Annotated in this window: 21 protein-coding genes and 4 tRNA genes; all 25 read right to left on the reverse strand. The window is 62.5% G+C overall.

Features of this window, described 5'->3' with window-relative positions; genetic code table 11:
• Nucleotides 1–8 precede the first annotated feature (8 nt).
• The 25 genes from rplV to K4043_RS13130 all read right to left on the reverse strand — a co-directional run bounded on the left by rplV (nt 9) and on the right by K4043_RS13130 (nt 23,854).
• The gene (gene rplV, locus K4043_RS13010) at nt 9–344 is read right to left on the reverse strand and encodes a 50S ribosomal protein L22 (RefSeq protein ID WP_017355410.1); all 336 of its coding nucleotides are present in this window, start codon (nt 342–344) and stop codon (nt 9–11) included.
• Between the two features lie 12 nt (nt 345–356).
• Nucleotides 357–626, reverse strand: coding sequence for a 30S ribosomal protein S19 (rpsS, locus tag K4043_RS13015; protein WP_019186148.1), 270 nt, complete (start codon nt 624–626; stop codon nt 357–359).
• 6 nt (nt 627–632) lie between these two features.
• On the reverse strand, nt 633–1,460 hold the full coding sequence (rplB, locus tag K4043_RS13020) for a 50S ribosomal protein L2 (RefSeq protein ID WP_038690292.1): 828 nt from the start codon (nt 1,458–1,460) through the stop codon (nt 633–635).
• A gap of 10 nt (nt 1,461–1,470) precedes the next feature.
• On the reverse strand, nt 1,471–1,770 hold the full coding sequence (gene rplW, locus K4043_RS13025) for a 50S ribosomal protein L23 (protein WP_019186147.1): 300 nt from the start codon (nt 1,768–1,770) through the stop codon (nt 1,471–1,473).
• Nucleotides 1,767–2,372, reverse strand: a complete 606-nt coding sequence (gene rplD / locus K4043_RS13030; RefSeq protein ID WP_019186146.1) for a 50S ribosomal protein L4 — start codon at nt 2,370–2,372, stop codon at nt 1,767–1,769. Before rplD ends, rplW begins: the two co-directional genes overlap by 4 nt.
• 12 nt (nt 2,373–2,384) lie before the next feature.
• Nucleotides 2,385–3,035: a 50S ribosomal protein L3 gene (gene rplC, locus K4043_RS13035; protein WP_019186145.1), complete on the reverse strand. Its 651-nt coding sequence runs from the start codon at nt 3,033–3,035 to the stop codon at nt 2,385–2,387.
• Nucleotides 3,036–3,046: 11 nt separating this feature from the next.
• Nucleotides 3,047–3,358 carry a 30S ribosomal protein S10 gene (gene rpsJ, locus K4043_RS13040; RefSeq protein WP_010341589.1) on the reverse strand — a complete coding sequence of 104 codons (312 nt, stop codon included), beginning with the start codon at nt 3,356–3,358 and terminating at the stop codon, nt 3,047–3,049.
• Between the two features lie 333 nt (nt 3,359–3,691).
• The gene (gene tuf / locus K4043_RS13045) at nt 3,692–4,882 is read right to left on the reverse strand and encodes an elongation factor Tu (protein WP_123728445.1); all 1,191 of its coding nucleotides are present in this window, start codon (nt 4,880–4,882) and stop codon (nt 3,692–3,694) included.
• A 52-nt stretch (nt 4,883–4,934) separates the two neighbouring features.
• Nucleotides 4,935–7,076, reverse strand: coding sequence for an elongation factor G (gene fusA / locus K4043_RS13050; RefSeq protein ID WP_123728449.1), 2,142 nt, complete (start codon nt 7,074–7,076; stop codon nt 4,935–4,937).
• A gap of 136 nt (nt 7,077–7,212) precedes the next feature.
• Nucleotides 7,213–7,680: a 30S ribosomal protein S7 gene (gene rpsG, locus K4043_RS13055; protein ID WP_019186122.1), complete on the reverse strand. Its 468-nt coding sequence runs from the start codon at nt 7,678–7,680 to the stop codon at nt 7,213–7,215.
• 12 nt (nt 7,681–7,692) lie between these two features.
• A complete protein-coding gene (gene rpsL / locus K4043_RS13060) occupies nt 7,693–8,067 on the reverse strand; it encodes a 30S ribosomal protein S12 (protein WP_017356008.1) in 375 nt (124 codons plus the stop codon).
• Nucleotides 8,068–8,434: 367 nt separating this feature from the next.
• The gene (gene rpoC / locus K4043_RS13065; RefSeq protein ID WP_123728448.1) at nt 8,435–12,685 is read right to left on the reverse strand and encodes a DNA-directed RNA polymerase subunit beta'; all 4,251 of its coding nucleotides are present in this window, start codon (nt 12,683–12,685) and stop codon (nt 8,435–8,437) included.
• Between the two features lie 89 nt (nt 12,686–12,774).
• Nucleotides 12,775–16,929: a DNA-directed RNA polymerase subunit beta gene (gene rpoB / locus K4043_RS13070; protein WP_265309559.1), complete on the reverse strand. Its 4,155-nt coding sequence runs from the start codon at nt 16,927–16,929 to the stop codon at nt 12,775–12,777.
• Between the two features lie 296 nt (nt 16,930–17,225).
• Entirely contained in the window at nt 17,226–17,594 is a 369-nt protein-coding gene (rplL, locus tag K4043_RS13075; RefSeq protein WP_019186119.1) for a 50S ribosomal protein L7/L12, read from the reverse strand.
• 62 nt (nt 17,595–17,656) lie between these two features.
• A complete protein-coding gene (rplJ, locus tag K4043_RS13080; RefSeq protein WP_123728446.1) occupies nt 17,657–18,190 on the reverse strand; it encodes a 50S ribosomal protein L10 in 534 nt (177 codons plus the stop codon).
• Nucleotides 18,191–18,577: 387 nt separating this feature from the next.
• The gene (rplA, locus tag K4043_RS13085; RefSeq protein WP_121044663.1) at nt 18,578–19,276 is read right to left on the reverse strand and encodes a 50S ribosomal protein L1; all 699 of its coding nucleotides are present in this window, start codon (nt 19,274–19,276) and stop codon (nt 18,578–18,580) included.
• 4 nt (nt 19,277–19,280) lie between these two features.
• Nucleotides 19,281–19,709 (reverse strand): 50S ribosomal protein L11, encoded by a 429-nt coding sequence (gene rplK, locus K4043_RS13090; RefSeq protein ID WP_019186116.1) that lies wholly within the window; start codon nt 19,707–19,709, stop codon nt 19,281–19,283.
• Nucleotides 19,710–19,952: 243 nt separating this feature from the next.
• On the reverse strand, nt 19,953–20,513 hold the full coding sequence (nusG, locus tag K4043_RS13095) for a transcription termination/antitermination protein NusG (protein ID WP_019186115.1): 561 nt from the start codon (nt 20,511–20,513) through the stop codon (nt 19,953–19,955).
• Nucleotides 20,514–20,523: 10 nt separating this feature from the next.
• On the reverse strand, nt 20,524–20,931 hold the full coding sequence (secE, locus tag K4043_RS13100; RefSeq protein ID WP_019186114.1) for a preprotein translocase subunit SecE: 408 nt from the start codon (nt 20,929–20,931) through the stop codon (nt 20,524–20,526).
• A 44-nt stretch (nt 20,932–20,975) separates the two neighbouring features.
• Nucleotides 20,976–21,051 (reverse strand) — tRNA-Trp (locus K4043_RS13105).
• Between the two features lie 102 nt (nt 21,052–21,153).
• A complete protein-coding gene (tuf, locus tag K4043_RS13110) occupies nt 21,154–22,344 on the reverse strand; it encodes an elongation factor Tu (protein WP_123728445.1) in 1,191 nt (396 codons plus the stop codon).
• Nucleotides 22,345–22,385: 41 nt separating this feature from the next.
• Nucleotides 22,386–22,461: transfer RNA gene (locus K4043_RS13115), tRNA-Thr, on the reverse strand.
• A gap of 47 nt (nt 22,462–22,508) precedes the next feature.
• Nucleotides 22,509–22,582 (reverse strand) — tRNA-Gly (locus K4043_RS13120).
• A 28-nt stretch (nt 22,583–22,610) separates the two neighbouring features.
• Nucleotides 22,611–22,696: transfer RNA gene (locus tag K4043_RS13125), tRNA-Tyr, on the reverse strand.
• A 138-nt stretch (nt 22,697–22,834) separates the two neighbouring features.
• On the reverse strand, nt 22,835–23,854 hold the full coding sequence (locus tag K4043_RS13130; RefSeq protein WP_265309560.1) for an isoaspartyl peptidase/L-asparaginase: 1,020 nt from the start codon (nt 23,852–23,854) through the stop codon (nt 22,835–22,837).
• Nucleotides 23,855–24,030: the final 176 nt, after the last annotated feature.

Here is a 24,030-nt window from a genome sequence, read left to right on the forward strand (position 1 = left end):
CTTTCCGCTTACTTGCCGGCGCCCACAACCACAGTGATGTGGCTGGTGCGCTTGAGGATGCGGGTGCCGCGGCCTTTCGCCCGCGCCATGAAACGCTTCAGGGTCGGACCTTCATCTACCATGATGGTCTGTACCTTCAGCTCGTCGACGTCGGCGCCCTGGTTGTTCTCGGCATTTGCAATAGCCGACTCCACCACCTTCTTGATCAGGTGGGCAGCCTTCTTGTCCGAGAACTTCAGCAGGTTGACCGCACGCTCGGCCGGCAGGCCGCGCACCTGGTCAGCGACCAGGCGGGCTTTCTGCGCAGAGATGCGCGCGGAGCGCAGGATTGCTTTCGCTTCCATTGTCATCTCTCCTTACTTGCCGGACTTCTTGTCACCACCGTGACCCTTGAAGGTCCGGGTGATGGCAAATTCGCCAAGCTTGTGGCCGACCATGTTCTCGTTGACGAGCACCGGAACGTGGTTCTTACCGTTATGAACGGCGATGGTGACGCCTACCATTTCCGGCAGGATCATCGAACGGCGCGACCAGGTTTTGATCGGCTTCTTGCTACCCGCAGCGGCTTCCACCTTCTTGATGAGGTGGTGATCGACAAACGGGCCCTTCTTGAGTGAACGTGCCATGGTCGATTAGCCCCTACGATCGCGGACGATGAATTGCTGGGTGCGCTTGTTCTTGCGCGTCTTGTAACCCTTGGTCGGGACACCCCACGGGGTGACCGGATGCGGGTTGCCCTGGCCGGCCTTCGCCTCACCACCGCCGTGCGGATGGTCAACCGGGTTCATGGCAGCACCACGAACGGTCGGGCGGACACCACGCCAGCGCTTGGCGCCAGCCTTGCCCAGCTTTTCCAGGTTGTGTTCGTCGTTACCGACTTCACCGATGGTGGCGCGGCACTCGACCGGCACCTTACGCATTTCACCCGAGCGCAGGCGCAGGGTGGCGTAGATACCTTCACGAGCGACGAGCTGCACGGCAGCGCCGGCGGCACGCGCGATCTGAGCACCCTTGCCCGGCTTCAGTTCGATGCCGTGGACAGTGGTACCGACCGGGATGTTGCGCAGCGGCAGCGTGTTACCGGTCTTGATCGGCGCATCCGAACCCGCGATCACCTGGTCACCGGCCTTCAGGCCCTTCGGTGCGATGATGTAGCGGCGTTCGCCGTCGACGTAGCACAGCAGGGCGATATGGGCGGTGCGGTTCGGATCGTATTCGATGCGTTCCACGCGCGCCGGAATGCCTTCCTTGTTGCGCTTGAAGTCGATGACACGGTAGTGCTGCTTGTGACCACCACCCACGTGACGGGTGGTGATGCGGCCGTGGTGGTTACGACCACCGGACTTGCTCTGCGGCTCCAGCAGCGCAGCATGCGGCGCGCCTTTGTGCAGATCGGGCGTGACCACGCGCACGGCCGAACGGCGGCCGGGAGAAGTGGGTTTGAATTTCATCAATGGCATGGGATGGACCTCAGGCCTTGGCCGTTACATCGATGGACTGGCCATCGGCGAGACGCACGTACGCCTTGCGCCAATCGCCGCGGCGGCCGGTGCGGTTACGGAAGGACTTGTTCTTGCCCTTCACGTTCAGCACGTTGACCGACTCGACCTTGACGTCGAACAGCTGCTCAACCGCGGCCTTTACATCGGCCTTGGTGGCTTCGTTCGAAACTTCGAAGACATACTGGTTGGAATGTTCCTGCAGGCGCGCGGTCTTTTCGGAGACTCGCGGAGCGCGCAGCACGCTGAAGACTTTTTCGTTGCTGCTCATGCCAGCCACTCCTCGACCTTCTTGACCGCATCAGCGGTGATGACGACCGTGTCGGCACCGACCAGCGACACCGGGTCCAGGCCCTGCACGTCACGCACTTCCACGTAGGGAATGTTGCGCGCCGACAGGTACAGGTGCTCGGAAGCATCTTCGGTGACGATCAGCGGACGCTTGCCCACTTCCAGGCCGGCCAGCTTGGCGATCAACGACTTGGTGTTGGTCGCTTCGACATCGAAGGACTCCACGATCGTCAGACGGCCCTGGCGGTTCAGCTCGGACAGGATCGCGCACATGGCTGCACGGTACTGCTTACGATTGACCTTCTGCTCGAAGCTGCGCGGCTTGGCCGCGAAGGTGACACCGCCGCCGATGAAGATCGGAGCCGTCAGTGCGCCATGACGCGCGCCGCCGCCCTTCTGCTTCTTCGACTTCTTGGTGGTACCAGCCACTTCAGAGCGAGTCTTCTGTGCCTTGGTGCCGGCGCGACCGGCGTTGCGGTAAGCAACGACGACCTGGTGAACCAGATCTTCGCTGAAATCGCGACCGAACACGGCATCGGAGACCGAGACCTTGTTGTTGCTACCCGTGATAACGAGTTCCATCGTCATCTCTCCTTATGCCTTGCTAGCCGGACGAACGATCACGTCACCACCCGCTGCGCCCGGAACGGCACCACGGATCGCGATCAGACCACGCTCGACATCGACCTTCACCACTTCAAGGTTCTGGGTGCTCTGCTGCACCGAACCCATGTGGCCGGACATCTTCTTACCCGGGAAAACGCGACCCGGGGTCTGGCGCTGGCCCAAGGAACCCGGCGCGCGATGCGACAGCGAGTTACCGTGGGTTGCATCGCCCATACGGAAGTTGTAGCGCTTGATGGTGCCCTGGAAGCCCTTACCCTTGGTGACACCCTGGACGTCGACCTTCTGGCCAACTTCAAAGATGTCCGCCTTGACTTCGCCGCCAACGGCGAAATCGCCGAGCTGCGCGTCTTCAACGCGGAATTCCCACAGGCCACGGCCCGCGTCGACCTTCGCCTTGGCGAAGTGACCGGCTTCCGGCTTGTTGACCAGGGCAGCGCGACGCGCGCCGACGGTCACCTGCACGGCGCTGTAGCCGTCAGCTTCGACGGTCTTGATCTGCGCGATGCGGTTCGGGGTAGCTTCAATCAGGGTTACCGGGATGGCCTGGCCATCTTCGGTGAACACGCGGCTCATGCCAGCCTTGCGGCCCACGAAGCCCAACGAATATTTCTTCGTCATGGTCGTAGTCCTCAGGTCAGCTTGATCTGAACGTCGACGCCGGCAGCCAGTTCGAGCTTCATCAGCGCGTCCACGGTCTTGTCGTTCGGGTCAACGATATCGAGCACGCGCTTATGCGTGCGGGTCTCGTACTGGTCACGCGCGTCTTTGTCGACGTGCGGGGAGACGAGAATGGTGTAACGCTCGATCTTGGTCGGCAGGGGGATCGGGCCACGCACTTGCGCGCCGGTCCGCTTTGCCGTTTCTACGATCTCGCTGGCCGAACGGTCGATCAAACGATGATCGAACGCCTTCAGCCGAATCCGGATCTTTTGGTCCGCCATGACGGTGGGTTCCTTCGTTAAAAGAGCGACGGACAAGGCCTCTGGGTTGCCTTGTCCCATGAATATCCTGAATGCAGACGCCGCACATTCCTGCGCGGCGACAAGATCTTTCCATAGACCTCAAAAATCGAGGCAGACCGGTCTCCCGATCTGCCCAGACAAAAAGTATAGCGCGCATGCAAGTTGGCAGTCAACAGGAAACCTATTGACAAAGCCTGAATGGCGCGACCCTTCCTGGTCTGGGGAACACGAGGAGCATCCTGCGCCTCTTTTCCCGTTTGGTTACGCCCCGATGCCCTACCCAGGCAACATCGGGGCGCAGATTCTAGCAGATTACGCGATGATCTTGGAGACCACGCCGGCGCCGACGGTACGGCCGCCTTCGCGGATCGCGAAGCGCAGGCCTTCATCCATGGCGACCGGGTTGATCAGGGTGACAACCATCTTCACGTTGTCGCCCGGCATCACCATTTCCACACCTTCCGGCAGTTCGCAAGCGCCGGTGATGTCGGTGGTACGGAAGTAGAACTGCGGACGGTAGCCCTTGAAGAACGGGGTGTGACGGCCGCCTTCATCCTTGGACAGCACGTACACTTCGGCGTCGAAGGTGGTGTGCGGCTTGATCGAACCCGGCTTGGCCAGAACCTGGCCACGCTCGACGTCGTCACGCTTGGTGCCGCGCAGCAGCAGACCGGCGTTGTCGCCTGCCTGACCCTGGTCGAGCAGCTTGCGGAACATTTCCACGCCGGTGACGGTGGTCTTCTGGACCGGACGGATACCGACGATTTCGATTTCTTCGCCGACCTTGATCACGCCGCGCTCGATACGACCGGTGACGACGGTGCCGCGACCCGAGATCGAGAACACGTCTTCGACCGGCATCAGGAAGGGCTTGTCGATGTCACGTTCCGGGGTCGGGATCCAGCTGTCGAGAGCTTCGACCAGCTTGATCACGGCCGGCACGCCGATCTCGCTCTGGTCGCCTTCCAGCGCCAGACGGGCCGAACCCGCGATGATCGGGGTGTCGTCGCCCGGGAAGTCGTACTTGCTCAGCAGCTCGCGGACTTCCATCTCGACCAGTTCCAGCAGCTCGGCGTCATCGACCATGTCTGCCTTGTTCAGGAAGACGACGATGTACGGCACGCCGACCTGACGCGAGAGCAGGATGTGCTCACGGGTCTGCGGCATCGGGCCGTCAGCAGCCGAACAGACCAGGATCGCGCCGTCCATCTGGGCAGCACCGGTGATCATGTTCTTGACGTAGTCAGCATGGCCCGGGCAATCGACGTGGGCGTAATGACGTTCGGTGGATTCGTATTCGACGTGTGCGGTCGAGATCGTGATGCCACGTGCCTTTTCTTCCGGCGCGGCGTCGATCGAGGAGTAATCCTTGAACTCGCCACCGAAGCGCTCGGCACCGATCTTGGTCAGTGCAGCGGTCAGCGTGGTCTTGCCGTGATCGACGTGACCGATGGTGCCGACGTTGACGTGCGGCTTGGTGCGCTCGAACTTACCCTTTGCCATTGTTGTATACCTTGGATGTCAGAAATAAGGAGGTGAAGGCCTGAGCTTACGCTCAGGACTTCTTGATCACGGTTTCAGCGATGTTCGACGGAGCCGGCTCGTAATGGTCGAATTCCATCGTGAAGGTTGCGCGACCCTGGGTCTGCGAACGCAGCGAGGTGGCGTAGCCGAACATTTCGCCCAGCGGAATCATCGCATTGATGATTTCGGCCGAACCGTCACCGGTCACGCTCGAACCCTGCAGCATGCCACGACGACGGCTGACGTCGCCCATCACGTCACCCTGATAGTCGCTCGGGGTCACGATCTCGACCTTCATGATCGGCTCCAGCAGGACCGGCTTGGCCTTGGAGAAGCCCTGCTTGAAGGCCATCGAGGAGGCCAGCTTGAACGCCATTTCCGAGGAGTCGACGTCATGGTACGAGCCGAAGACCAGCTTGACCTTGACGTCCACGACCGGGAAGCCCGCCAGCGGACCGCTGGTGATGGTTTCGCGCAGACCCTTTTCGATCGACGGAATGAATTCCTTCGGAATCACGCCACCGGTGATGTCGTTGATGAACAGGAAGTCGTCCTTGATCAGCGGCCCGATCTTCGGGTCGGCACGATCTTCAGCAGTGATCGGCGACAGCTCGATCACGACGTGACCGTACTGACCCTTACCACCGGACTGCTTGGCGTGCTTGTAGTCCGACTTCACGTCCGCCATCTGGATGGTTTCGCGGTACGCAACCTGCGGCTTGCCGACGTTGGCTTCAACGTTGAACTCGCGCTTCATGCGATCCACGATGATGTCCAGGTGCAGCTCGCCCATGCCCGAGATGATGGTCTGGCCGGATTCTTCGTCGGTCTTGACGCGGAACGACGGATCTTCCTGGGCCAGACGGCCAAGGGCCAGACCCATCTTTTCCTGGTCGGACTTGGTCTTCGGTTCGACGGCCATCGAGATGACCGGCTCCGGGAACACCATGCGCTCCAGGATGATCGGATGGTCCTGCGAGCACAGGGTGTCGCCGGTGGTGGTGTCCTTCAGACCCACGGCCGCGGCGATGTCACCGGCCAGCACTTCCTTGATCTCTTCGCGATCGTTGGAATGCATCTGCAGGATGCGGCCGATGCGCTCCTTCTTGCCCTTGACCGAGTTCAGCAGCTGGTCGCCGGCATTCAGGGTGCCCGAATAGACACGGAAGAAGGTCAGCGCGCCAACGAACGGATCGGTGATGATCTTGAAGGCCAGCGCCGAGAACGGCGCCTTGTCATCCGACTTGCGGCTCAGGGCGATGCTTTCGTCGTCCACATCGGTACCGGTCACGTCCGGCACGTCGATCGGCGACGGCAGCAGCTGCACCACGCCGTCCAGCATGGCCTGCACGCCCTTGTTCTTGAACGCCGAGCCGCAGTACATCGGCACGATGTCGGTGGCCAGGGTGCGCACGCGCAGGGCTTCGACGATCTCGGCCTCGGTCAGCTCTTCGCCGCCCAGGTACTTTTCCATCAGCTCTTCGCTGGCTTCAGCCGCAGCTTCGATCATGTAGGTGCGGGCCTCTTCGGCCTCCGCCTGCATGTCCGCCGGGATCTCCAGGTACTCGAACTTCATGCCCTGCGAGGCTTCATCCCAATGGATGGCCTTCATCTTGATGAGGTCGACCACGCCCTTGAAGTTGTCTTCGGCGCCGATCGGCAGCTGCATCGGGACGGCAACGGCACCCAGCTTGGCCTTCAGCTGGCCAACGACCTTGGTGAAGTTCGCGCCGGTACGGTCCATCTTGTTGACGAACGCGATGCGCGGCACCTTGTACCGGTTGGCCTGGCGCCACACGGTTTCCGACTGCGGCTGCACGCCACCGACGGCGCACAGCACGAAGACCGCACCGTCGAGCACGCGCAGCGAGCGCTCCACTTCGATGGTGAAGTCGACGTGTCCGGGGGTGTCGATGATGTTGAAGCGGTGCTCCGGCAGGGACTTGTCCATGCCCTTCCAGAACGCGGTGGTGGCAGCGGACTGGATCGTGATGCCACGCTCCTGCTCCTGCTCCATCCAGTCCATGGTGGCAGCGCCGTCATGCACTTCACCGATCTTGTGGCTCTTGCCGGTGTAGAACAGGATGCGCTCGGACGTGGTGGTCTTGCCGGCATCGATGTGGGCCATGATGCCGAAATTGCGGTAACGCTCGATGGGAGTGGTGCGGGCCACGGGAGCCTCTCAATTTCTTGGAATTCGGATGGCCGAACGCCGCCTTTCGGCGGCCTTCGGATTGGCGCGGCACCCCAGGTGCCGCGGGGCAGCACCTAGATGGTGCTGCCGTGCCTGTTTTGCAAGGCCGTCAAACTCACCAGCGGTAGTGCGCGAAGGCCTTGTTGGCTTCGGCCATGCGGTGGGTTTCTTCGCGCTTCTTGATAGCGCCACCACGATTTTCCGAGGCGTCCAGCAGTTCGGCAGCCAGCTTCTTCGGCATGGTGTTCTCACCACGCTTACGCGCCGAGTCGATCAGCCAACGCATGGCAAGCGCCATCTTGCGCGACGAACGCACTTCGACCGGCACCTGGTAGGTGGCACCACCGACACGACGGGACTTGACTTCGACCGACGGAGCCACGTTTTCCAGAGCCTTCTGAACCAGCTCGACGGAATTCGGGTTCTTTTCGCCGATCACGTCCATGGCACCGTAGACGATCTTTTCAGCGACCGACTTCTTGCCGCTCAGCATCACCATATTGATGAAACGAGCGATGGTTTCACTTCCGTGCTTCGGATCCGGCAGGACAGAGCGCTGCGGCGTATTACCTTTACGAGACATGTGTACTTTCCCTTAGCTCTTCGGACGCTTGGCGCCGTACTTGGAACGGCCCTGGCGACGCTTGGCAACGCCGGAGGCGTCCAGCGAGCCACGCACGGTGTGGTAACGCACACCCGGCAGATCCTTGACGCGACCGCCACGGATGAGGACCACGGAGTGCTCCTGCAGGTTGTGGCCTTCGCCGCCGATGTAGCTAATCACTTCTTCCTGGTTGGTCAGGCGAACCTTGGCAACCTTGCGAAGCGCCGAGTTCGGCTTCTTCGGAGTGGTGGTGTACACGCGCGTGCAGACACCACGGCGCTGGGGGCACTTATCGAGGGCCGGGGAGGCACTCTTATAAGTGGTTGCCTGCCGCGGCTTGCGGACAAGCTGATTGATCGTCGCCATCAGTATGTTCTTCTGAGAGAGGCCAATGAAAAGACTGGCCATGAATGCGGAAATGTGCGAGCAGGCGAAAGACCGGCCTGCTGAGACAGACGATTGTAGCAACCCGGCGAAAACGCAGTCAAATGCGCACGCGCCAAGCCAGCCCTGATCCCGGGCCGTTACAGGGGAGCCTTTTCCATGCCCCCCGTTCAGGTTGTCAAGCCGGTCCTTTGAAAGACCGGCGGGCATCCTACCTCATCGACAGGCATCCGACCAGTGGCCGGTGCTGCCGATCCGGTCCGACCCGTGGCCGGACCTGCCAGGCAAGAGGCCGACCGGGGTCGGCGCCCTGCCCTGCCGCGGGCCCGGCCGGAGCCGGGCCTGCGTATTACTCGTCGCTGCCCGGCGCCTGCTCGGCGTCGGTCGGCTCGACGGCCGCCACGGCGGCAACAGCAGCCACCTCAGCCACCGCCGGCGTGCTGCCGGACAGGGTCTGCATTTCCGAGTCGGTCAGCCCGGAGGCGTTGCGACGACGGTTGGCGTGGTACGCCAGGCCCGTACCGGCCGGAATCAGACGGCCGACGATGACGTTTTCCTTCAGGCCGCGCAGGTTGTCCGAGGTGCCGCGGACGGCAGCTTCGGTCAGCACGCGGGTGGTTTCCTGGAACGACGCCGCCGAGATGAACGACTCGGTCGCCAGCGAGGCCTTGGTGATACCCAGCAGGACCGGATCGAAACGGGCCGGCAGCTCGTTGCGGGTGGCCAGACGGGCATTTTCCTCGATGACGCGCTGGCGCTCGGCCTGCTCGCCATTCAGGAACTTGCTGGTGCCCTGATCGGTGATCTCGACCTTGCGCAGCATCTGGCGGGTGATCACCTCGATGTGCTTGTCGTTGATCTTCACGCCCTGCAGGCGGTACACGTCCTGGATTTCCTTGACCAGGTAAGCCGCCAGCGGCTCGACACCCAGCAGACGCAGGATGTCCTGCGGGCTCGGCTCGCCGTCCACGACGGTTTCGCCCTTGGTCACATGCTCACCTTCGAACACGATCACCTGGCGGTACTTCGGAATCAGCTCTTCGTGTTCCGAACCATCGGTGTCCTTGATGATCAGGCGCTGCTTGCCCTTGGTGTCCTTACCGAAGCTGATGATGCCCGAGCGCTCGGCCAGGATCGCCGGATCCTTCGGCTTGCGTGCTTCGAACAGATCGGCGACGCGCGGCAGACCACCGGTGATGTCACGGGTCTTGGACGCTTCCTGCGGGATCTTGGCGACCACGTCACCCACGCCGACGGCGGCACCGTCCTGCAGGTTGACGATCGAGCGCGGCGGCAGCAGGTACTGCGCCGGCAGATCCGTGTTCGGAATGGTCAGATCGTTGCCGTTCTTGTCCACGATACGCACGATCGGGCGCAGGTCCTTCGCCTGCGAACCACGACGCTTCGGATCGGTGATTTCACGCGACGCCAGGCCGGTCAGTTCGTCGGTCTTCTCGATGACCGTGACGCCGTCGATGAAGTCGATGAAGCGGATGAAACCGGCCACTTCGGACACGATCGGGTGGTTATGCGGGTCCCAGTTGGCCACGGTCTGGCCAGCCTTGACCGCATCGCCGTCCTTGGACGTGATGGTCGCGCCGTACGGCAGCTTGTAACGCTCACGCTCACGGCCGTGGGCATCGAGCACCGACATTTCGCCCGAACGCGAGACCGCCACCAGCGAACCGCTGGCGTGCTCGACCGACTTCAGGTTGTTGAACTTCACCGAACCGGTGGTCTTGACGGTGATGTTGTCGACCGCAGCAGCTCGCGACGCCGCACCACCGATGTGGAACGTACGCATGGTCAGCTGGGTACCCGGCTCACCAATCGACTGCGCAGCGATGACGCCGACCGCTTCGCCGATGTTGACGATGTGGCCGCGGGCCAGATCGCGACCGTAGCAGTGTGCGCACACGCCGAACGGCGAGGCGCAGCTGATGGTCGAACGGACCTTGACCGACTGCACCGAGGCGTCTTCCAGCTTGGCCACCCACTGCTCGTCGAGCAGGGTGTTGCGGGTCACGATCGGATCTTCGTCGTTGCCCGGCAGGAACACGTCCTCGGCCACGACACGACCCAGCACGCGGTCCTTCAACGGCTCCACGACGTCGCCGCCTTCCACGATCGGGGTCATGGTCAGGCCTTCGGTGGTACCGCAATCCACCTCGGTGATGACCACGTCCTGCGCCACGTCGACCAGACGACGGGTCAGGTAACCCGAGTTCGCCGTCTTCAGCGCGGTATCGGCCAGACCCTTACGGGCACCGTGGGTGGAGTTGAAGTACTCCTGCACGTTCAGGCCTTCACGGAAGTTCGCCTTGATGGGCGTTTCGATGATCGAGCCATCCGGTCGCGCCATCAGGCCACGCATACCGGCCAGCTGACGGATCTGCGCCTGCGAACCACGGGCACCGGAGTCGGCCATGATGTACAGCGAGTTCATCGACTTCTGGTCGATGGTCTCGCCTTCGGCATTGACCACCTTCTCGGTACCGATGGTGTCCATCATCGCCTTGGCGATGCGTTCATTGGTGCGCGACCAGATGTCGACCACCTTGTTGTAGCGCTCGCCGGCGGTGACCAGGCCCGACTGGTACTGCTCCTGGATTTCCAGCACTTCGGCTTCGGCCTCGGTGAGGATGCCGCGCTTCTCGTCCGGAATCAGCATGTCGTCGATGCCGATCGACACGCCAGCACGGGTTGCGTAGGCGAAGCCGGTGTACATCAGCTTATCGGCGAACACGACCGTGTCCTTCAAGCCCAGCTGACGGTAGCTGGAGTTGATCAGGCGGCTGATGTTCTTCTTGGTCAGCTCGGTGTTGGCCAGCGCGAACGGCAGGCCTTCCGGCAGGATTTCAGCCAGCAGGGCGCGACCGATCGTGGTGTCCACGATCGAGGTCTTGTTCTGCTTGTTGCCTTCCTCGTCGGTCACCACTTCGGTGATGCGGACCTTGACGCGTGCGTGCAGTTCCACCACGCGGTTGTCGTAGGCGCGCTTGACTTCGGCGATGTTGGCGAAGGCCATGCCCTCGCCCTTCTTGTTCACCAGCGAGCGGGTCATGTAGTACAGACCCAGCACGACGTCCTGCGACGGCACGATGATCGGCTCGCCGTTGGCCGGCGACAGGATGTTGTTGGTGGACATCATCAGCGCACGCGCTTCCAGCTGGGCTTCCAGCGAGAGCGGCACGTGGACGGCCATCTGGTCACCGTCGAAGTCGGCGTTGAACGCGGTGCAGACCAGCGGATGCAGCTGGATGGCCTTGCCTTCGATCAGGACCGGCTCGAACGCCTGGATGCCCAGACGGTGCAGGGTCGGCGCACGGTTCAGCATCACCGGATGTTCGCGGATGACCTCTTCCAGGATGTCCCAGACTTCGGCTTCTTCGCGCTCGACCAGCTTCTTGGCGGCCTTGATGGTGGTGGCCAGGCCACGACGCTGCAGCTTGGCGAAGACGAACGGCTTGAACAGTTCCAGCGCCATCTTCTTCGGCAGGCCGCACTGGTGCAGGCGCAGGTACGGACCGACCACGATGACCGAACGGCCCGAGTAGTCCACGCGCTTGCCCAGCAGGTTCTGACGGAAGCGACCCTGCTTGCCCTTGATCATGTCGGCCAGCGACTTGAGCGGGCGCTTGTTGGTGCCGGTGATGGCACGGCCGCGACGGCCGTTGTCCAGCAGCGCATCGACCGATTCCTGCAGCATGCGCTTTTCATTGCGCACGATGATGTCCGGCGCGTTCAGCTCGAGCAGGCGGCGCAGGCGGTTGTTGCGGTTGATGACGCGGCGGTACAGGTCGTTCAGATCGGAGGTCGCGAAGCGGCCACCGTCCAGCGGCACCAGCGGACGCAGATCCGGCGGCAGCACCGGCAGCACGGTCATGACCATCCATTCCGGACGGTTGCCCGACTCGAGGAAGGCCTCGACCAGCTTGATGCGCTTGGTCAGTCGCTTGAGCTTGGTTTCCGAACCGGTGCTGGCGATTTCTTCGCGCAGGCGGATCATTTCCGACTGCAGGTCGATGGTGCGCAGCAGTTCGTACACGGCCTCGGCGCCCATGGCGGCATCGAAGTCGTCGCCATGTTCCTGGCGGGCCTGCAGGTACTGTTCTTCGGTCAGCAGCTGGCGGCGCTCCAGGGCAGTCAGGCCCGGCTCGGTCACCACGTAGGCTTCGAAGTACAGCACGCGCTCGATGTCACGCAGGGTCATGTCCAGCATCAGGCCGATGCGCGAGGGCAGCGACTTGAGGAACCAGATGTGCGCGACCGGCGAGGCCAGGTCGATGTGACCCATGCGCTCGCGGCGCACCTTGGCCAGGGTGACTTCGGTGCCGCACTTTTCGCAGACAACGCCGCGGTGCTTCATGCGCTTGTACTTGCCGCACAGGCACTCGTAGTCCTTGACCGGTCCGAAGATGGCGGCACAGAACAGGCCGTCACGTTCCGGCTTGAACGTACGGTAGTTGATGGTTTCCGGCTTCTTCACTTCGCCGAAGGACCACGAACGGATCAGGTCCGGCGAGGCCAGCGCGATCTTGATCGCGTCGAAGTCCAGCGTCTGACGCTGCTGGTTGAAGAGGTTGAGCAAGTCTTTCATGGTGTTTCTCCGAAAGGAGGAAATCTTGTCGATGGGGCTGTCGGTTCAGATGTGGCGGCGCGGCTGCCGGGGCAGCCGCGCCTGCGCGATCAGTTGCCGTCCAGTTCCATGTTGATGGCCAGCGAGCGGATTTCCTTCACGAGCACGTTGAAGGATTCCGGCATGCCCGCGACCATCTCGTGCTCACCGTCGACGATGTTCTTGTACATCTGGTTGCGGCCCTGCACGTCATCGGACTTCACCGTCAGCATTTCCTGCAGGGTGTAGGCCGCGCCGTAGGCTTCCAGCGCCCAGACTTCCATTTCACCGAAGCGCTGACCACCGAACTGCGCCTTGCCGCCCAGCGGCTGCTGGGTAACGAGCGAGTACGGGCCGGTCGAACGGGCGTGCATCTTGTCGTCGACCAGGTGGTTCAGCTTCAGGTAGTGCATGTAGCCAACGGTGGTGTGGCGATCGAATGCCTCACCGGTGCGGCCGTCATACAGCTGGGTCTGGCCGCTCAGCGGCAGGTCGGCCAGAGCAAGCATGTGCTTGATCTCGGCTTCGGTCGCACCGTCGAACACCGGCGTTGCCATCGGCACGCCGTCGGTCAGGTTGGCGGCCAGGCGCAGCAGCTCCTCATCGCTGAACTGGGCCAGGTCGACGTGGTTGGCGTGCTGGGTCTTGTCGTGGTTGTACACCTCGTCCAGGAACTTGCGCAGGTCGTTGATCGCGGCCTGGGCTTCCAGCATGCCCTGGATCTTGCGACCCAGGCCCTTGGCGGCCCAGCCCAGATGCACTTCCAGAATCTGGCCGATGTTCATACGCGACGGCACGCCCAGCGGGTTCAGCACGATGTCCACGGTCTCGCCCGAGGCCATGTACGGCATGTCTTCGACCGGCACCACGTTGGAGACCACACCCTTGTTGCCGTGGCGGCCTGCCATCTTGTCACCCGGCTGGATGCGACGCTTCACGGCCAGGAAGACCTTGACCATCTTCAGCACGCCCGGGGCCAGATCGTCGCCCGCGGTGATCTTGCCGCGCTTGTCGGCGAAGCGACGCTCGAATTCCTTCTCGTGCGCCTGGATCTGCTTCTGGGCGCGTTCGATGGCTTCGGAGGCGTCCTCGTCCTTCATGCGCAGTGCGAACCAGTCCGCCTTCTTCAGGCCATCCAGGTACGCCTCGGTAACGGTGTCGCCCTTCTTCAGGTTGGCACCGCCGTTGACCACCTTGCCCACGATCTGCGAACGCAGACGGGCGTAGATGGCGCCTTCCAGGATGCGGAACTGGTCGTCGAAGTCCTTCTTGACGCGCTTGATTTCAGACTCTTCGATCTGACGGGCGCGCTTGTCCTTCTCGATACCGTCGCGGGTGAAGACCTGCACGTCGATGACGGTGCCGTCCATGCCCGGCGGCACGCGCAGCGAGCTGTCCTTCACGTCCGAGGCCTTCTCGCCGAAGATCGCGCGCAGCAGCTTCTCTTCCGGGGTCAGCTGGCTTTCGCCCTTCGGGGTGACCTTGCCGACCATGATGTCGCCGGCGCGGACTTCGGCACCGATGTACACCACGCCGCTCTCGTCCAGACGGTTCAGCGCCTGCTCGGAGACGTTCGGGATGTCGGCGGAGATTTCCTCCGGCCCCAGCTTGGTGTCACGCGCAACGCAGGTCAGCTCTTCGATGTGGATCGTGGTGTAACGATCCTCTTCCACCACACGCTCGGAAAGCAGGATGGAGTCTTCGAAGTTGTAGCCGTTCCACGGCATGAAGGCGATCAGCATGTTCTGGCCCAGGGCCAGTTCACCGATGTCGGTGGACGGACCGTCAGCCAGCACGTCGCCACGCGCCACCACGTTGCCCACTTCCACCAGCGGACGCTGGTTGATGCAGGTGTTCTGGTTGGAACGGGTGTACTTGATCAGGTTGTAGATATCCACGCCGGCGTCGGTCGCGTCGGTGATCTCCACTTCGTTGACCTTGACCACGATGCGGCCGGCGTCGATCTGCACGATCTCGCCGCCACGACGGGCGTTCACGGTCACACCGGAGTCACGGGCCACGGCGCGTTCGATACCGGTACCCACCAGCGGCTTCTGGGCACGCAGGGTCGGCACGGCCTGACGCTGCATGTTGGCGCCCATCAGTGCGCGGTTGGCGTCATCGTGCTCCAGGAACGGAACGAGCGCGGCAGCGATCGACACGGTCTGCATCGGCGAGACGTCCATGAAGTGGACTTCTGCCGGCGGCTTGAGCAGCGACTCACCCTGGAAACGGCACGGCACGAACTGCTCGGTGAGCATGCTCTTGGCATCGGTCAGGGCGTTGGCCTGGGCGATGACGTACTCGTTTTCTTCGATGGCCGACAGGAATTCGATCTCGTCGGAGACCTTGCCGTCAGCAACCTTGCGGTACGGGGTCTCGAGGAAACCGTACTGGTTGGTGCGGGCGTACACGGCCAGCGAGTTGATCAGGCCGATGTTCGGGCCTTCCGGCGTTTCGATGGTGCAGACGCGGCCGTAATGGGTCGGATGCACGTCGCGCACTTCGAAGCCGGCGCGTTCGCGGGTCAGACCGCCCGGGCCCAGGGCCGAGACGCGACGCTTGTGCGTCACTTCCGACAGCGGGTTGTTCTGATCCATGAACTGGGACAGCTGCGAGGAGCCGAAGAACTCCTTGATGGCTGCAGCGACCGGCTTGGCGTTGATCAGCTCCTGCGGGGTCAGGCCTTCGGACTCGGCCATCGACAGGCGTTCCTTGACCGCGCGCTCGACGCGGACCAGGCCCACACGGAACACGTTCTCGGCCATTTCACCGACCGAACGCACGCGACGGTTGCCCAGGTGATCGATGTCATCGACCACGCCACGACCGTTGCGGATCTCGGTCAGGACCTTGATCACTTCCAGGATGTCGGAGGTGTCGGCATGCTCGGCGACCAGACGCTTGGACTCTTCGTCGTTGCGCTCACCGAAGTACTTGCGGTCGTACAGCACAGCTTCGCCGGTGACAGCCTTGCGGCCGACACGGCGGTTGAACTTCATGCGGCCGACCGTGGACAGGTCATAGCGCTCGAAGGTGAAGAACAGGTTGTGGAACAGGTTCTGCGCGGCATCCTTGGTCGGCGGCTCGCCCGGACGCATCATGCGGTAGATCTCGACCAGCGCTTCCAGCTGGGTCTTGGTCGGATCGATGCGCAGGGTGTTGGACAGGTACGGGCCACGATCCAGATCGTTCACCCACAGGGTGCCCACGGCGTCCACACCGGCCTTGCGGAAGGCCTGCAGCTGCTCGTCGGTGATTTCGTCGTTGGCCTGGGCCAGCAGCTCACCGGTGTTCGCATCGACCACGTCGTGCGACAGGATGCGGCCGACGATGTAATCGTCCGGCACGGCCAGGGCGGCGATGCCCGAGGCTTCCAGCTGCTTGACGTGGCGCGCGGTGATGCGCTTGCCGGCTTCCACGATGACCTTGTCACCGTCAGCCAGGTCGAAGTTCAGGGTCTCGCCACGCAGACGCTCGGCCACCAGCTCCAGCTGGACGCCTTCATCGGGGTTGATGTGGAACGTGTTGATCTCGAAGAACTCGGCCAGCATCTCTTCGTTGCTGTAACCCAGCGCACGCAGCAGGATCGAGACCGGCAGCTTGCGGCGACGATCGATACGGGTGAACAGGGCGTCCTTCGGGTCGAACTCGAAGTCCAGCCAGGAACCGCGGTACGGGATGATGCGGGCGCTGTACAGCAGCTTGCCCGAGCTGTGGGTCTTGCCACGGTCGTGGTCGAAGAACACACCCGGCGAACGGTGCAGCTGCGAGACGATCACGCGCTCGGTACCGTTCACGATGAAGGTGCCGTTCTCGGTCATCAGCGGGATCTCGCCGAGGTAGACCTCCTGCTCCTTCACGTACTTGATGGCCTTGGTCGACGACTCACGGTCGTAGATCACCAGGCGCACGGTCACGCGCAGCGGCGCGCCGTAGCTCATGCCACGCTGGCGGCACTCGCGCTCGTCGAACACGGGATCGCCGAGCTTGTAGCCGACGTATTCCAGGGCGGCGTTGCCGCTGTAGCTGGAAATCGGGAACACCGACTTCAGGGCCGCATGCAGGCCGTGGTCCGTGCGCTTGGCCGGATCGACGTTTTCCTGCAGGAATTCACGGTAGGAATCGACCTGGATGGCGAGCAGGAACGGCACTTCGAGGATCGAGCGCTGCTTGCCGAAATCCTTGCGGATACGCTTCTTTTCGGTGAACGAATAAGACGTCATGAGGTATCACCTTGGCTGTGCGGATCGTGCGTCCACGACCCGAGGGGAAACTGAAATTGTCAGTTGGAAGTCGCTGGTATTGCCGGCACCAGCACGCCTTCTCCCGCTACTTCCAACTGCCAACTCGTCTGCATCCACTCCCCTGCCCGCGCGCCTGGGCGCTGCTGTGACGGGGGATGACGGCAGCCCGTGTTGGGCTCGTATTTCGGGTGTTGCGTGAAACGACCAAAGGCCGGGGGCTTACGCCCCCAGCCTTGGCTGCATCGCCGTGATTCGATGGCGAGGCAAGGAACTGCTTACTTGACTTCGACAGTCGCGCCAGCAGCTTCCAGGTCCTTCTTGAACTTGGCAGCGTCGTCCTTCGAAGCGGCTTCCTTGATCATGCCGCCGGCTTCTGCCAGATCCTTCGCTTCCTTCAGGCCCAGGCCGGTGATGGCGCGGACAGCCTTGATGACTTCGACCTTCTTGTCGCCGGCCGACTTCAGGATGACGTCGAATTCGGTCTGCTCTTCAACAGCGGCAGCCGGGCCAGCAGCAGCTGCTGCGGCGACCGGAGCAGCGGCGGAGACGCCGAACTTCTCTTCGATGGCCTTGACCAGCTCCATCACTTCCATCAGGGACTTCTCGGCGATGGCGTCGACGATCTGTTCGTTGGTAAGGGACATTTTGATTACCTTTGGATAATTTTCTGGGTTGAGGTTCCGTTCGGAACCACGGAAACGTCGACTCAGGCGGTTTCGGCGACCGGCTCGGCAGCGTCAGCGGTTTCACCGCCACCCTGCTTGTCGGCCACGGCCTTGACGGCACGGGCGAACATCGTGACCGGCTCGGCCAGGACGCGGGCCAGCATGGCCAGGGCCTGATCACGGGTCGGCAGCGAGGCCAGCACGTCGACATGGCCAGCCGGGAACAGTTCCCCGCCGATGGCCACGACCTTTGCCTGCAGCTTGTCGTTGGTCTTGGCAAAATCCTTGATCAGGCGACCGGCTGCGCCGGGCTCCTCGAGCGAGAACGCGTACAGCAGCGGACCGACGAGCGCGTCTTTGGCGCATTCGTATTCGGTACCTTCCACTGCACGTGCCGCCAGCGTGTTCTTGACAACTTTCAAGAAAACGCCGGTTTCGCGTGCCTGCTTGCGCATCGCGGTCATCTGGGAGACCGTGGTGCCAGCGTATTCGGCTGCGATCAAGGAGTGGGCCTTGGCGGCGACGTCTGCCAGCTCGGCGACTACTTCTTGCTTCTGGGACAGATTGAGAGCCATTGCACTCCTCCAATTGAACTCCGCTTACGGCTCCTGCCGTGTGCGGTCCTGGGCGGCATCCATCCTGGACGCCGGGAACATCAGGTGATGTTCCAAGGGTGGGCCGTTCTAGACCTGGATGGCCAACCTGGGAAAACCCAGACGTGCGTAAACCAGAAAAACTCCAGAAGGGCACCATCTACGCAGGGTGATTCCCGAAAGAATCGATTAAGCGTTCGGTACTGCGCCGGCGGCGACTCCCTGCCAATGCGAGCATCCCTGCCCGTCGCCGGTATGTACTGACCGCGCCTGCGGTCTTTGACGGCTATCTCTGCAGGGCGAGCCCCACTCGGATTGCCTTCAAATATCGCGGGTACCGGACCGGGGCCCGGTACCCGCTTTAAACGATTACTTCAGCGACAGCGAGGACTGGTCGATGGTCACGCCCGGGCCCATCGTCGAGCTGACCGATACCTTCTGCAGGTAGGTGCCCTTCGAGGTGGCCGGCTTGGCCTTGACCAGATCCATCAGCAGCGCCTGCAGGTTCAACTTCAGCGCGTCTTCGGCGAAGTCGGCCTTGCCGATGGTGCAATGGATGATGCCGGCCTTGTCGGTGCGGTAACGCACCTGACCCGACTTGGCATTCTTGACGGCTTCGCCCGGGTTGGCCGAGACGGTGCCGACCTTCGGGTTCGGCATCAGGCCGCGCGGGCCGAGCACGGTGCCCAGCTTACCCACGACGCGCATGGCGTCCGGGGTCGCGATGACGACGTCGTAGTTCAGATCGCCGGCCTGCATCTTCTCGGCCAGATCGTCCATGCCCACGGCTTCGGCGCCAGCGGCCAGAGCTTCGTCAGCCTTGGCACCGGCCGGTGCGAAGACGGCAACGCGCACGCTCTTGCCGGTACCGGACGGCAGCACGGTGGAACCGCGCACCTGCTGGTCGGACTTCTTGGCGTCCACGCCCAGGCGCACAGCGACGTCGAAGGACTCGACGAACTTGGCCTTGGTAGCGGTCTTCAGGATCTTGATGGCGTCCTCGAAGGCATATGCCTTACCCGGGACGACGGCGGCCTTGATGGCCTTCTCACGCTTGGTCTGTGCCATCTTCTTAACCCTCTACCACGAGGCCCATGGAACGGGCAGAACCGGCGATGGTGCGCACCGCGGCATCCAGATCGGCAGCCGTCAGGTCTGCTTCCTTGGTCTTGGCGATCTCTTCGAGCTGCTTACGGGTCACCTTGCCCACCTTTTCGGTGTTCGGGCGCTTGGAACCCGAGGAGATACCCGCAGCCTTCTTGAGCAGCACGGCAGCCGGGGTGCTCTTGGTGATGAAGGTGAAGGTACGGTCCGAGTAGGCCGTGATGATGACCGGCACCGGCAGACCCGGCTCCAGCTTCTGCGTGGCGGCATTGAAGGCCTTGCAGAATTCCATGATGTTCAGGCCACGCTGACCCAGCGCAGGACCGACCGGCGGCGAGGGGTTGGCCTGACCGGCCTTCACCTGCAGCTTGATATAACCGACAACTTTCTTTGCCATGAGTATGCTCTCCGGGTGCTAGCGCCTTACGACAACAGGCTCCCCATCGGACCGGGAATCACGCGTCCCGGCATCGCGTTTTGAATTCACGCAGAAGGCCACCTCGCGGCGGCCCTTGCTTTTTGCCAGCTTCCTGGCAGGAAGCCGCGCACTATATCAGGTTTTTTCCACCCTTGCCTCAAGGCGGGCGGGTGCAGGCTGTTCAGGTTCCGGGCGGCCGCCCGGAACCTACTGCCCTCAGGCTCAGACGGCCTTTTCGACCTGGCCGAACTCGAGCTCGACCGGGGTGGCACGACCGAAGATCAGCACCGAGACGCGCAGACGGCTCTTCTCGTAGTTGACTTCTTCGACCACACCGTTGAAGTCGTTGAACGGGCCTTCGGTGACACGGACCATCTGGCCCGGCTCGAACAGCACCTTCGGACGGGGCTTTTCCACACCTTCCTGAACGCGGTCCAGGATGGCGGCGGCTTCCTCATCGCGGATCGGCAGCGGACGATCGGCGGTACCGCCGATGAAGCCCATCACCTTGGAGGTGTCCTTGACCAGGTGCCAGCTCTCGTTGTCGATGCGCGGGATACCGTTTTCTTCGTGGGTCTCGATCTGGACCAGCACGTAACCCGGGAAGAACTTGCGCTCGGAACGGCGCTTCTGGCCGGCGCGCATTTCAACCACTTCCTCGGTCGGGACCAGGACGTCACCGAAGCGCTCCTGCATCTCGTCACGCACGATGCGATCGCGCAGAGCCTGCGCAACCGACTTTTCGAAGCCCGAATAGGCGTGAACGACGTACCAACGCTTCACTGGTTTCTCCTTATCGACCCAGGAACCACTGGGTCAATTTCTGAATCACGAAGTCAAATCCGCCCAGCAGCAGGCTGAGGATGATCACCACAACGATCACCACCCAGGTCATGCGAATGGCTTCCTGGCGCGTCGGCCAGACCACCTTGCGCAGTTCGAAACGCGATTCGGAAAGGAATTCACGCGTGTCGCGACCCTTGCCGGTCAGCAGGAACACGCCAAGGCCGGCCACGAGGCCAACAACAACGGCCAGACCGCGAAGCGGACCGGCCCATGCACTCTGGGAGGCATGCTCAGGAGCACCGAACCAATACCAAGCAAAAAGACCCGCCAGCACCAGGATAGCTGCGGCGGCGTACTTGACGATGTCACCTCCAGTGGAGGCGTTGTCTTTGGAATGCTCGATCTTGCTGTTCATCCGGCTCTGGCTACTGTGGCGGCATAGCCGCTGGAAGGGAGAAGTGGCACGCCAGGAGGGACTCGAACCCCCAACCTGCGGTTTTGGAGACCGCTGCTCTGCCAATTGAGCTACTGGCGTACTGAAAAAACTTGCCTTCCCTTAGACGGCGAAGGCGGACCGAGGTTCCCGGCCCGCCTTTCGCGAGACCGGCAGCGCTAAGCAACCGCCGGTATTGCAATATTACGCGATGATCTTGGAGACCACGCCGGCGCCGACGGTACGGCCGCCTTCGCGGATCGCGAAGCGCAGGCCTTCATCCATGGCGACCGGGTTGATCAGGGTGACAACCATCTTCACGTTGTCGCCCGGCATCACCATTTCCACACCTTCCGGCAGCTCGCAAGCGCCGGTGATGTCGGTGGTACGGAAGTAGAACTGCGGACGGTAGCCCTTGAAGAACGGGGTGTGACGGCCGCCTTCATCCTTGGACAGCACGTACACTTCGGCGTCGAAGGTGGTGTGCGGCTTGATCGAACCCGGCTTGGCCAGAACCTGGCCACGCTCGACGTCGTCACGCTTGGTGCCGCGCAGCAGCAGACCGGCGTTGTCGCCTGCCTGACCCTGGTCGAGCAGCTTGCGGAACATTTCCACGCCGGTGACGGTGGTCTTCTGGACCGGACGGATACCGACGATTTCGATTTCTTCGCCGACCTTGATCACGCCGCGCTCGATACGACCGGTGACGACGGTGCCGCGACCCGAGATCGAGAACACGTCTTCGACCGGCATCAGGAAGGGCTTGTCGATGTCACGTTCCGGGGTCGGGATCCAGCTGTCGAGAGCTTCGACCAGCTTGATCACGGCCGGCACGCCGATCTCGCTCTGGTCGCCTTCCAGCGCCAGACGGGCCGAACCCGCGATGATCGGGGTGTCGTCGCCCGGGAAGTCGTACTTGCTCAGCAGCTCGCGGACTTCCATCTCGACCAGTTCCAGCAGCTCGGCGTCATCGACCATGTCTGCCTTGTTCAGGAAGACGACGATGTACGGCACGCCGACCTGACGCGAGAGCAGGATGTGCTCACGGGTCTGCGGCATCGGGCCGTCAGCAGCCGAACAGACCAGGATCGCGCCGTCCATCTGGGCAGCACCGGTGATCATGTTCTTGACGTAGTCAGCATGGCCCGGGCAATCGACGTGGGCGTAATGACGTTCGGTGGATTCGTATTCGACGTGTGCGGTCGAGATCGTGATGCCACGCGCCTTTTCTTCCGGCGCGGCGTCGATCGACGAGTAGTCCTTGAACTCACCGCCAAAGCGCTCGGCACCGATCTTGGTCAGTGCGGCGGTCAGCGTGGTCTTGCCGTGGTCAACGTGACCGATGGTGCCGACATTGACGTGCGGCTTGGTGCGCTCGAACTTACCCTTGGCCATGGCTGCTTATCTCGAAATCGTCTGAATTGGTAGCACTTAGATGGTGCTCACGAAAGGAATCGAACCTTCGACCTCCTCCTTACCAAGGAGGTGCTCTACCGACTGAGCTACGTGAGCGAGTTTTGTATTATGGCACGAATTTGAATATATTCAAATTCATTCAATGGAGCGGGAGACGGGGATCGAACCCGCACCATCAGCTTGGAAGGCTGAGGTTCTACCATTGAACTACTCCCGCATCGGAAGCTCTTGCCACAACATGAAACTGGTGGAGGGAGGTGGATTCGAACCACCGAAGGCGTAAGCCAGCAGATTTACAGTCTGCCCCCGTTGGCCGCTTGGGTATCCCTCCTTACCACCCTGTCCCGTGGCGCCGAAGCGTTTTCGGTGTGGGGTGGAAGAGCCGTGAATTTTGGGGATAAACGGGGGTTCTGTCAACAACCTTTTTGAATTTTTTCACACGAATCTGCAATAGCCTTGTCGGGACAGGCTATTGGCCTGGCAACGGCAGGGTCTCGCTGGCAAAGATCGCCACGTGTGGCACGCCATCGGCCCCTATCCAGCCGCGATACATGCCCTGCGTGTTGAACGGGGTCGCTGCACGACCGTCGGCGGAAAGCACGATCGCCCCGCCATCGCCGCCGAGTGCGGGAATGCGTTCGTTGATCACGGCACGCCCGGCCTCCACCGGCCCCTGCTTGAGGTACTGCATGCGTGCGCAGATATCGTGCGCGGCCGCCGTGCGGATGTAGTACTCACCCCAGCCCGTGCCCGATACCGCGCATCCTGCATCGGCATAGGTGCCCGCGCCGATGATCGGTGAGTCGCCCACGCGGCCATAGCGCTTGTTGGTCATCCCGCCGGTGGAGGTGCCGGCGGCAAGCTTGCCGTCCTTGTCCAGCGCGACCGCCCCGACGGTGCCAAAGTGGCGGGCCGTGTCCAGCTCCACAGGGGCCTGGCCGCTGGCCTCTTCCTTCAGCGCCTTCTGCAGTTGGTGCCAGCGCTTGTCGGTGCGGAAGTAGGACGGATCCACCAGGGGAATGCCCTGGCTGCTGGCGAACGCCTCGGCGCCCTGCCCGACCATCATCACGTGCGGGGAATGCTGCATCACCGCTTCGGCGAGCAGGATCGGGTTGCGCACACGCTGCACACCGGCCACCGCGCCGGCCTTGAGCGTGGCGCCATCCATCAGCGACGCATCCAGTTCATTGCGCCCGTCATGAGTGAACACCGCCCCCTTGCCTGCATTGAAGGTGGGATCGTCCTCCAGCACGGTGATCGCCGCGGTGACTGCCTCCAGTGCCGGCTTGCCGGCGGTCAGCACGGCATGCCCTTTCACCAAAGCCTGCCGCAGGGCGGCACGCGCGGCGCTTTCCTCGGCAGGCGACAGATCCTTGCGCTCCACCCCGGCACCGCCGTGGATCACCAGCACCGGCTCGGCCGCCGCAGCGCTGGCAGCCAAGGGGATCGACAGACACAGCGAGAGCAACAGCGCGCTGGAACGGGACATGGGCAAGGCACTCCGAGGGGTGGACCCCATCATGGCGAGGGCAGCGCACCGTGGGTAGGGCGGGCGGGTGGAAGACCGGAAACCGTTGTGTGCGTTGACGAGGCTGAACAAAACCGGCCTGAAAGCGCTTCCACCCTGTGCCAGAGAAATTGGCAGTGGTCAGCCCCGTGAAAAAG

The organism is Stenotrophomonas sp. SRS1 (genome assembly GCF_026130205.1).
In the GTDB taxonomy this organism is placed as follows: domain Bacteria; phylum Pseudomonadota; class Gammaproteobacteria; order Xanthomonadales; family Xanthomonadaceae; genus Stenotrophomonas; species Stenotrophomonas rhizophila_B.

Bases quoted from the DNA above. Each gene is read 5' to 3' on its own strand.
- tuf (WP_123728445.1), bottom strand. From the start codon at position 4,882: ATGGCAAAGGGTAAGTTCGAGCGCACCAAGCCGCACGTCAACGTCGGC.
- rplL (WP_019186119.1), bottom strand. From the start codon at position 17,594: ATGTCCCTTACCAACGAACAGATCGTCGACGCCATCGCCGAGAAGTCC.
- rplW (WP_019186147.1), bottom strand. From the start codon at position 1,770: ATGAGCAGCAACGAAAAAGTCTTCAGCGTGCTGCGCGCTCCGCGAGTC.
- rplC (WP_019186145.1), bottom strand. From the start codon at position 3,035: ATGACGAAGAAATATTCGTTGGGCTTCGTGGGCCGCAAGGCTGGCATG.
- rplB (WP_038690292.1), bottom strand. From the start codon at position 1,460: ATGCCATTGATGAAATTCAAACCCACTTCTCCCGGCCGCCGTTCGGCC.
- rpsJ (WP_010341589.1), bottom strand. From the start codon at position 3,358: ATGGCGGACCAAAAGATCCGGATTCGGCTGAAGGCGTTCGATCATCGT.
- rplD (WP_019186146.1), bottom strand. From the start codon at position 2,372: ATGGAACTCGTTATCACGGGTAGCAACAACAAGGTCTCGGTCTCCGAT.
- rplV (WP_017355410.1), bottom strand. From the start codon at position 344: ATGGAAGCGAAAGCAATCCTGCGCTCCGCGCGCATCTCTGCGCAGAAA.
- rplK (WP_019186116.1), bottom strand. From the start codon at position 19,709: ATGGCAAAGAAAGTTGTCGGTTATATCAAGCTGCAGGTGAAGGCCGGT.
- rpsL (WP_017356008.1), bottom strand. From the start codon at position 8,067: ATGGCGACGATCAATCAGCTTGTCCGCAAGCCGCGGCAGGCAACCACT.
- rpsS (WP_019186148.1), bottom strand. From the start codon at position 626: ATGGCACGTTCACTCAAGAAGGGCCCGTTTGTCGATCACCACCTCATC.
- K4043_RS13130 (WP_265309560.1), bottom strand. From the start codon at position 23,854: ATGTCCCGTTCCAGCGCGCTGTTGCTCTCGCTGTGTCTGTCGATCCCC.
- rpoB (WP_265309559.1), bottom strand. From the start codon at position 16,929: ATGACGTCTTATTCGTTCACCGAAAAGAAGCGTATCCGCAAGGATTTC.
- secE (WP_019186114.1), bottom strand. From the start codon at position 20,931: ATGAACAGCAAGATCGAGCATTCCAAAGACAACGCCTCCACTGGAGGT.
- tuf (WP_123728445.1), bottom strand. From the start codon at position 22,344: ATGGCCAAGGGTAAGTTCGAGCGCACCAAGCCGCACGTCAATGTCGGC.
- rplA (WP_121044663.1), bottom strand. From the start codon at position 19,276: ATGGCACAGACCAAGCGTGAGAAGGCCATCAAGGCCGCCGTCGTCCCG.
- rplJ (WP_123728446.1), bottom strand. From the start codon at position 18,190: ATGGCTCTCAATCTGTCCCAGAAGCAAGAAGTAGTCGCCGAGCTGGCA.
- rpoC (WP_123728448.1), bottom strand. From the start codon at position 12,685: ATGAAAGACTTGCTCAACCTCTTCAACCAGCAGCGTCAGACGCTGGAC.
- rpsG (WP_019186122.1), bottom strand. From the start codon at position 7,680: ATGTCTCGTAAAGGTAATACGCCGCAGCGCTCTGTCCTGCCGGATCCG.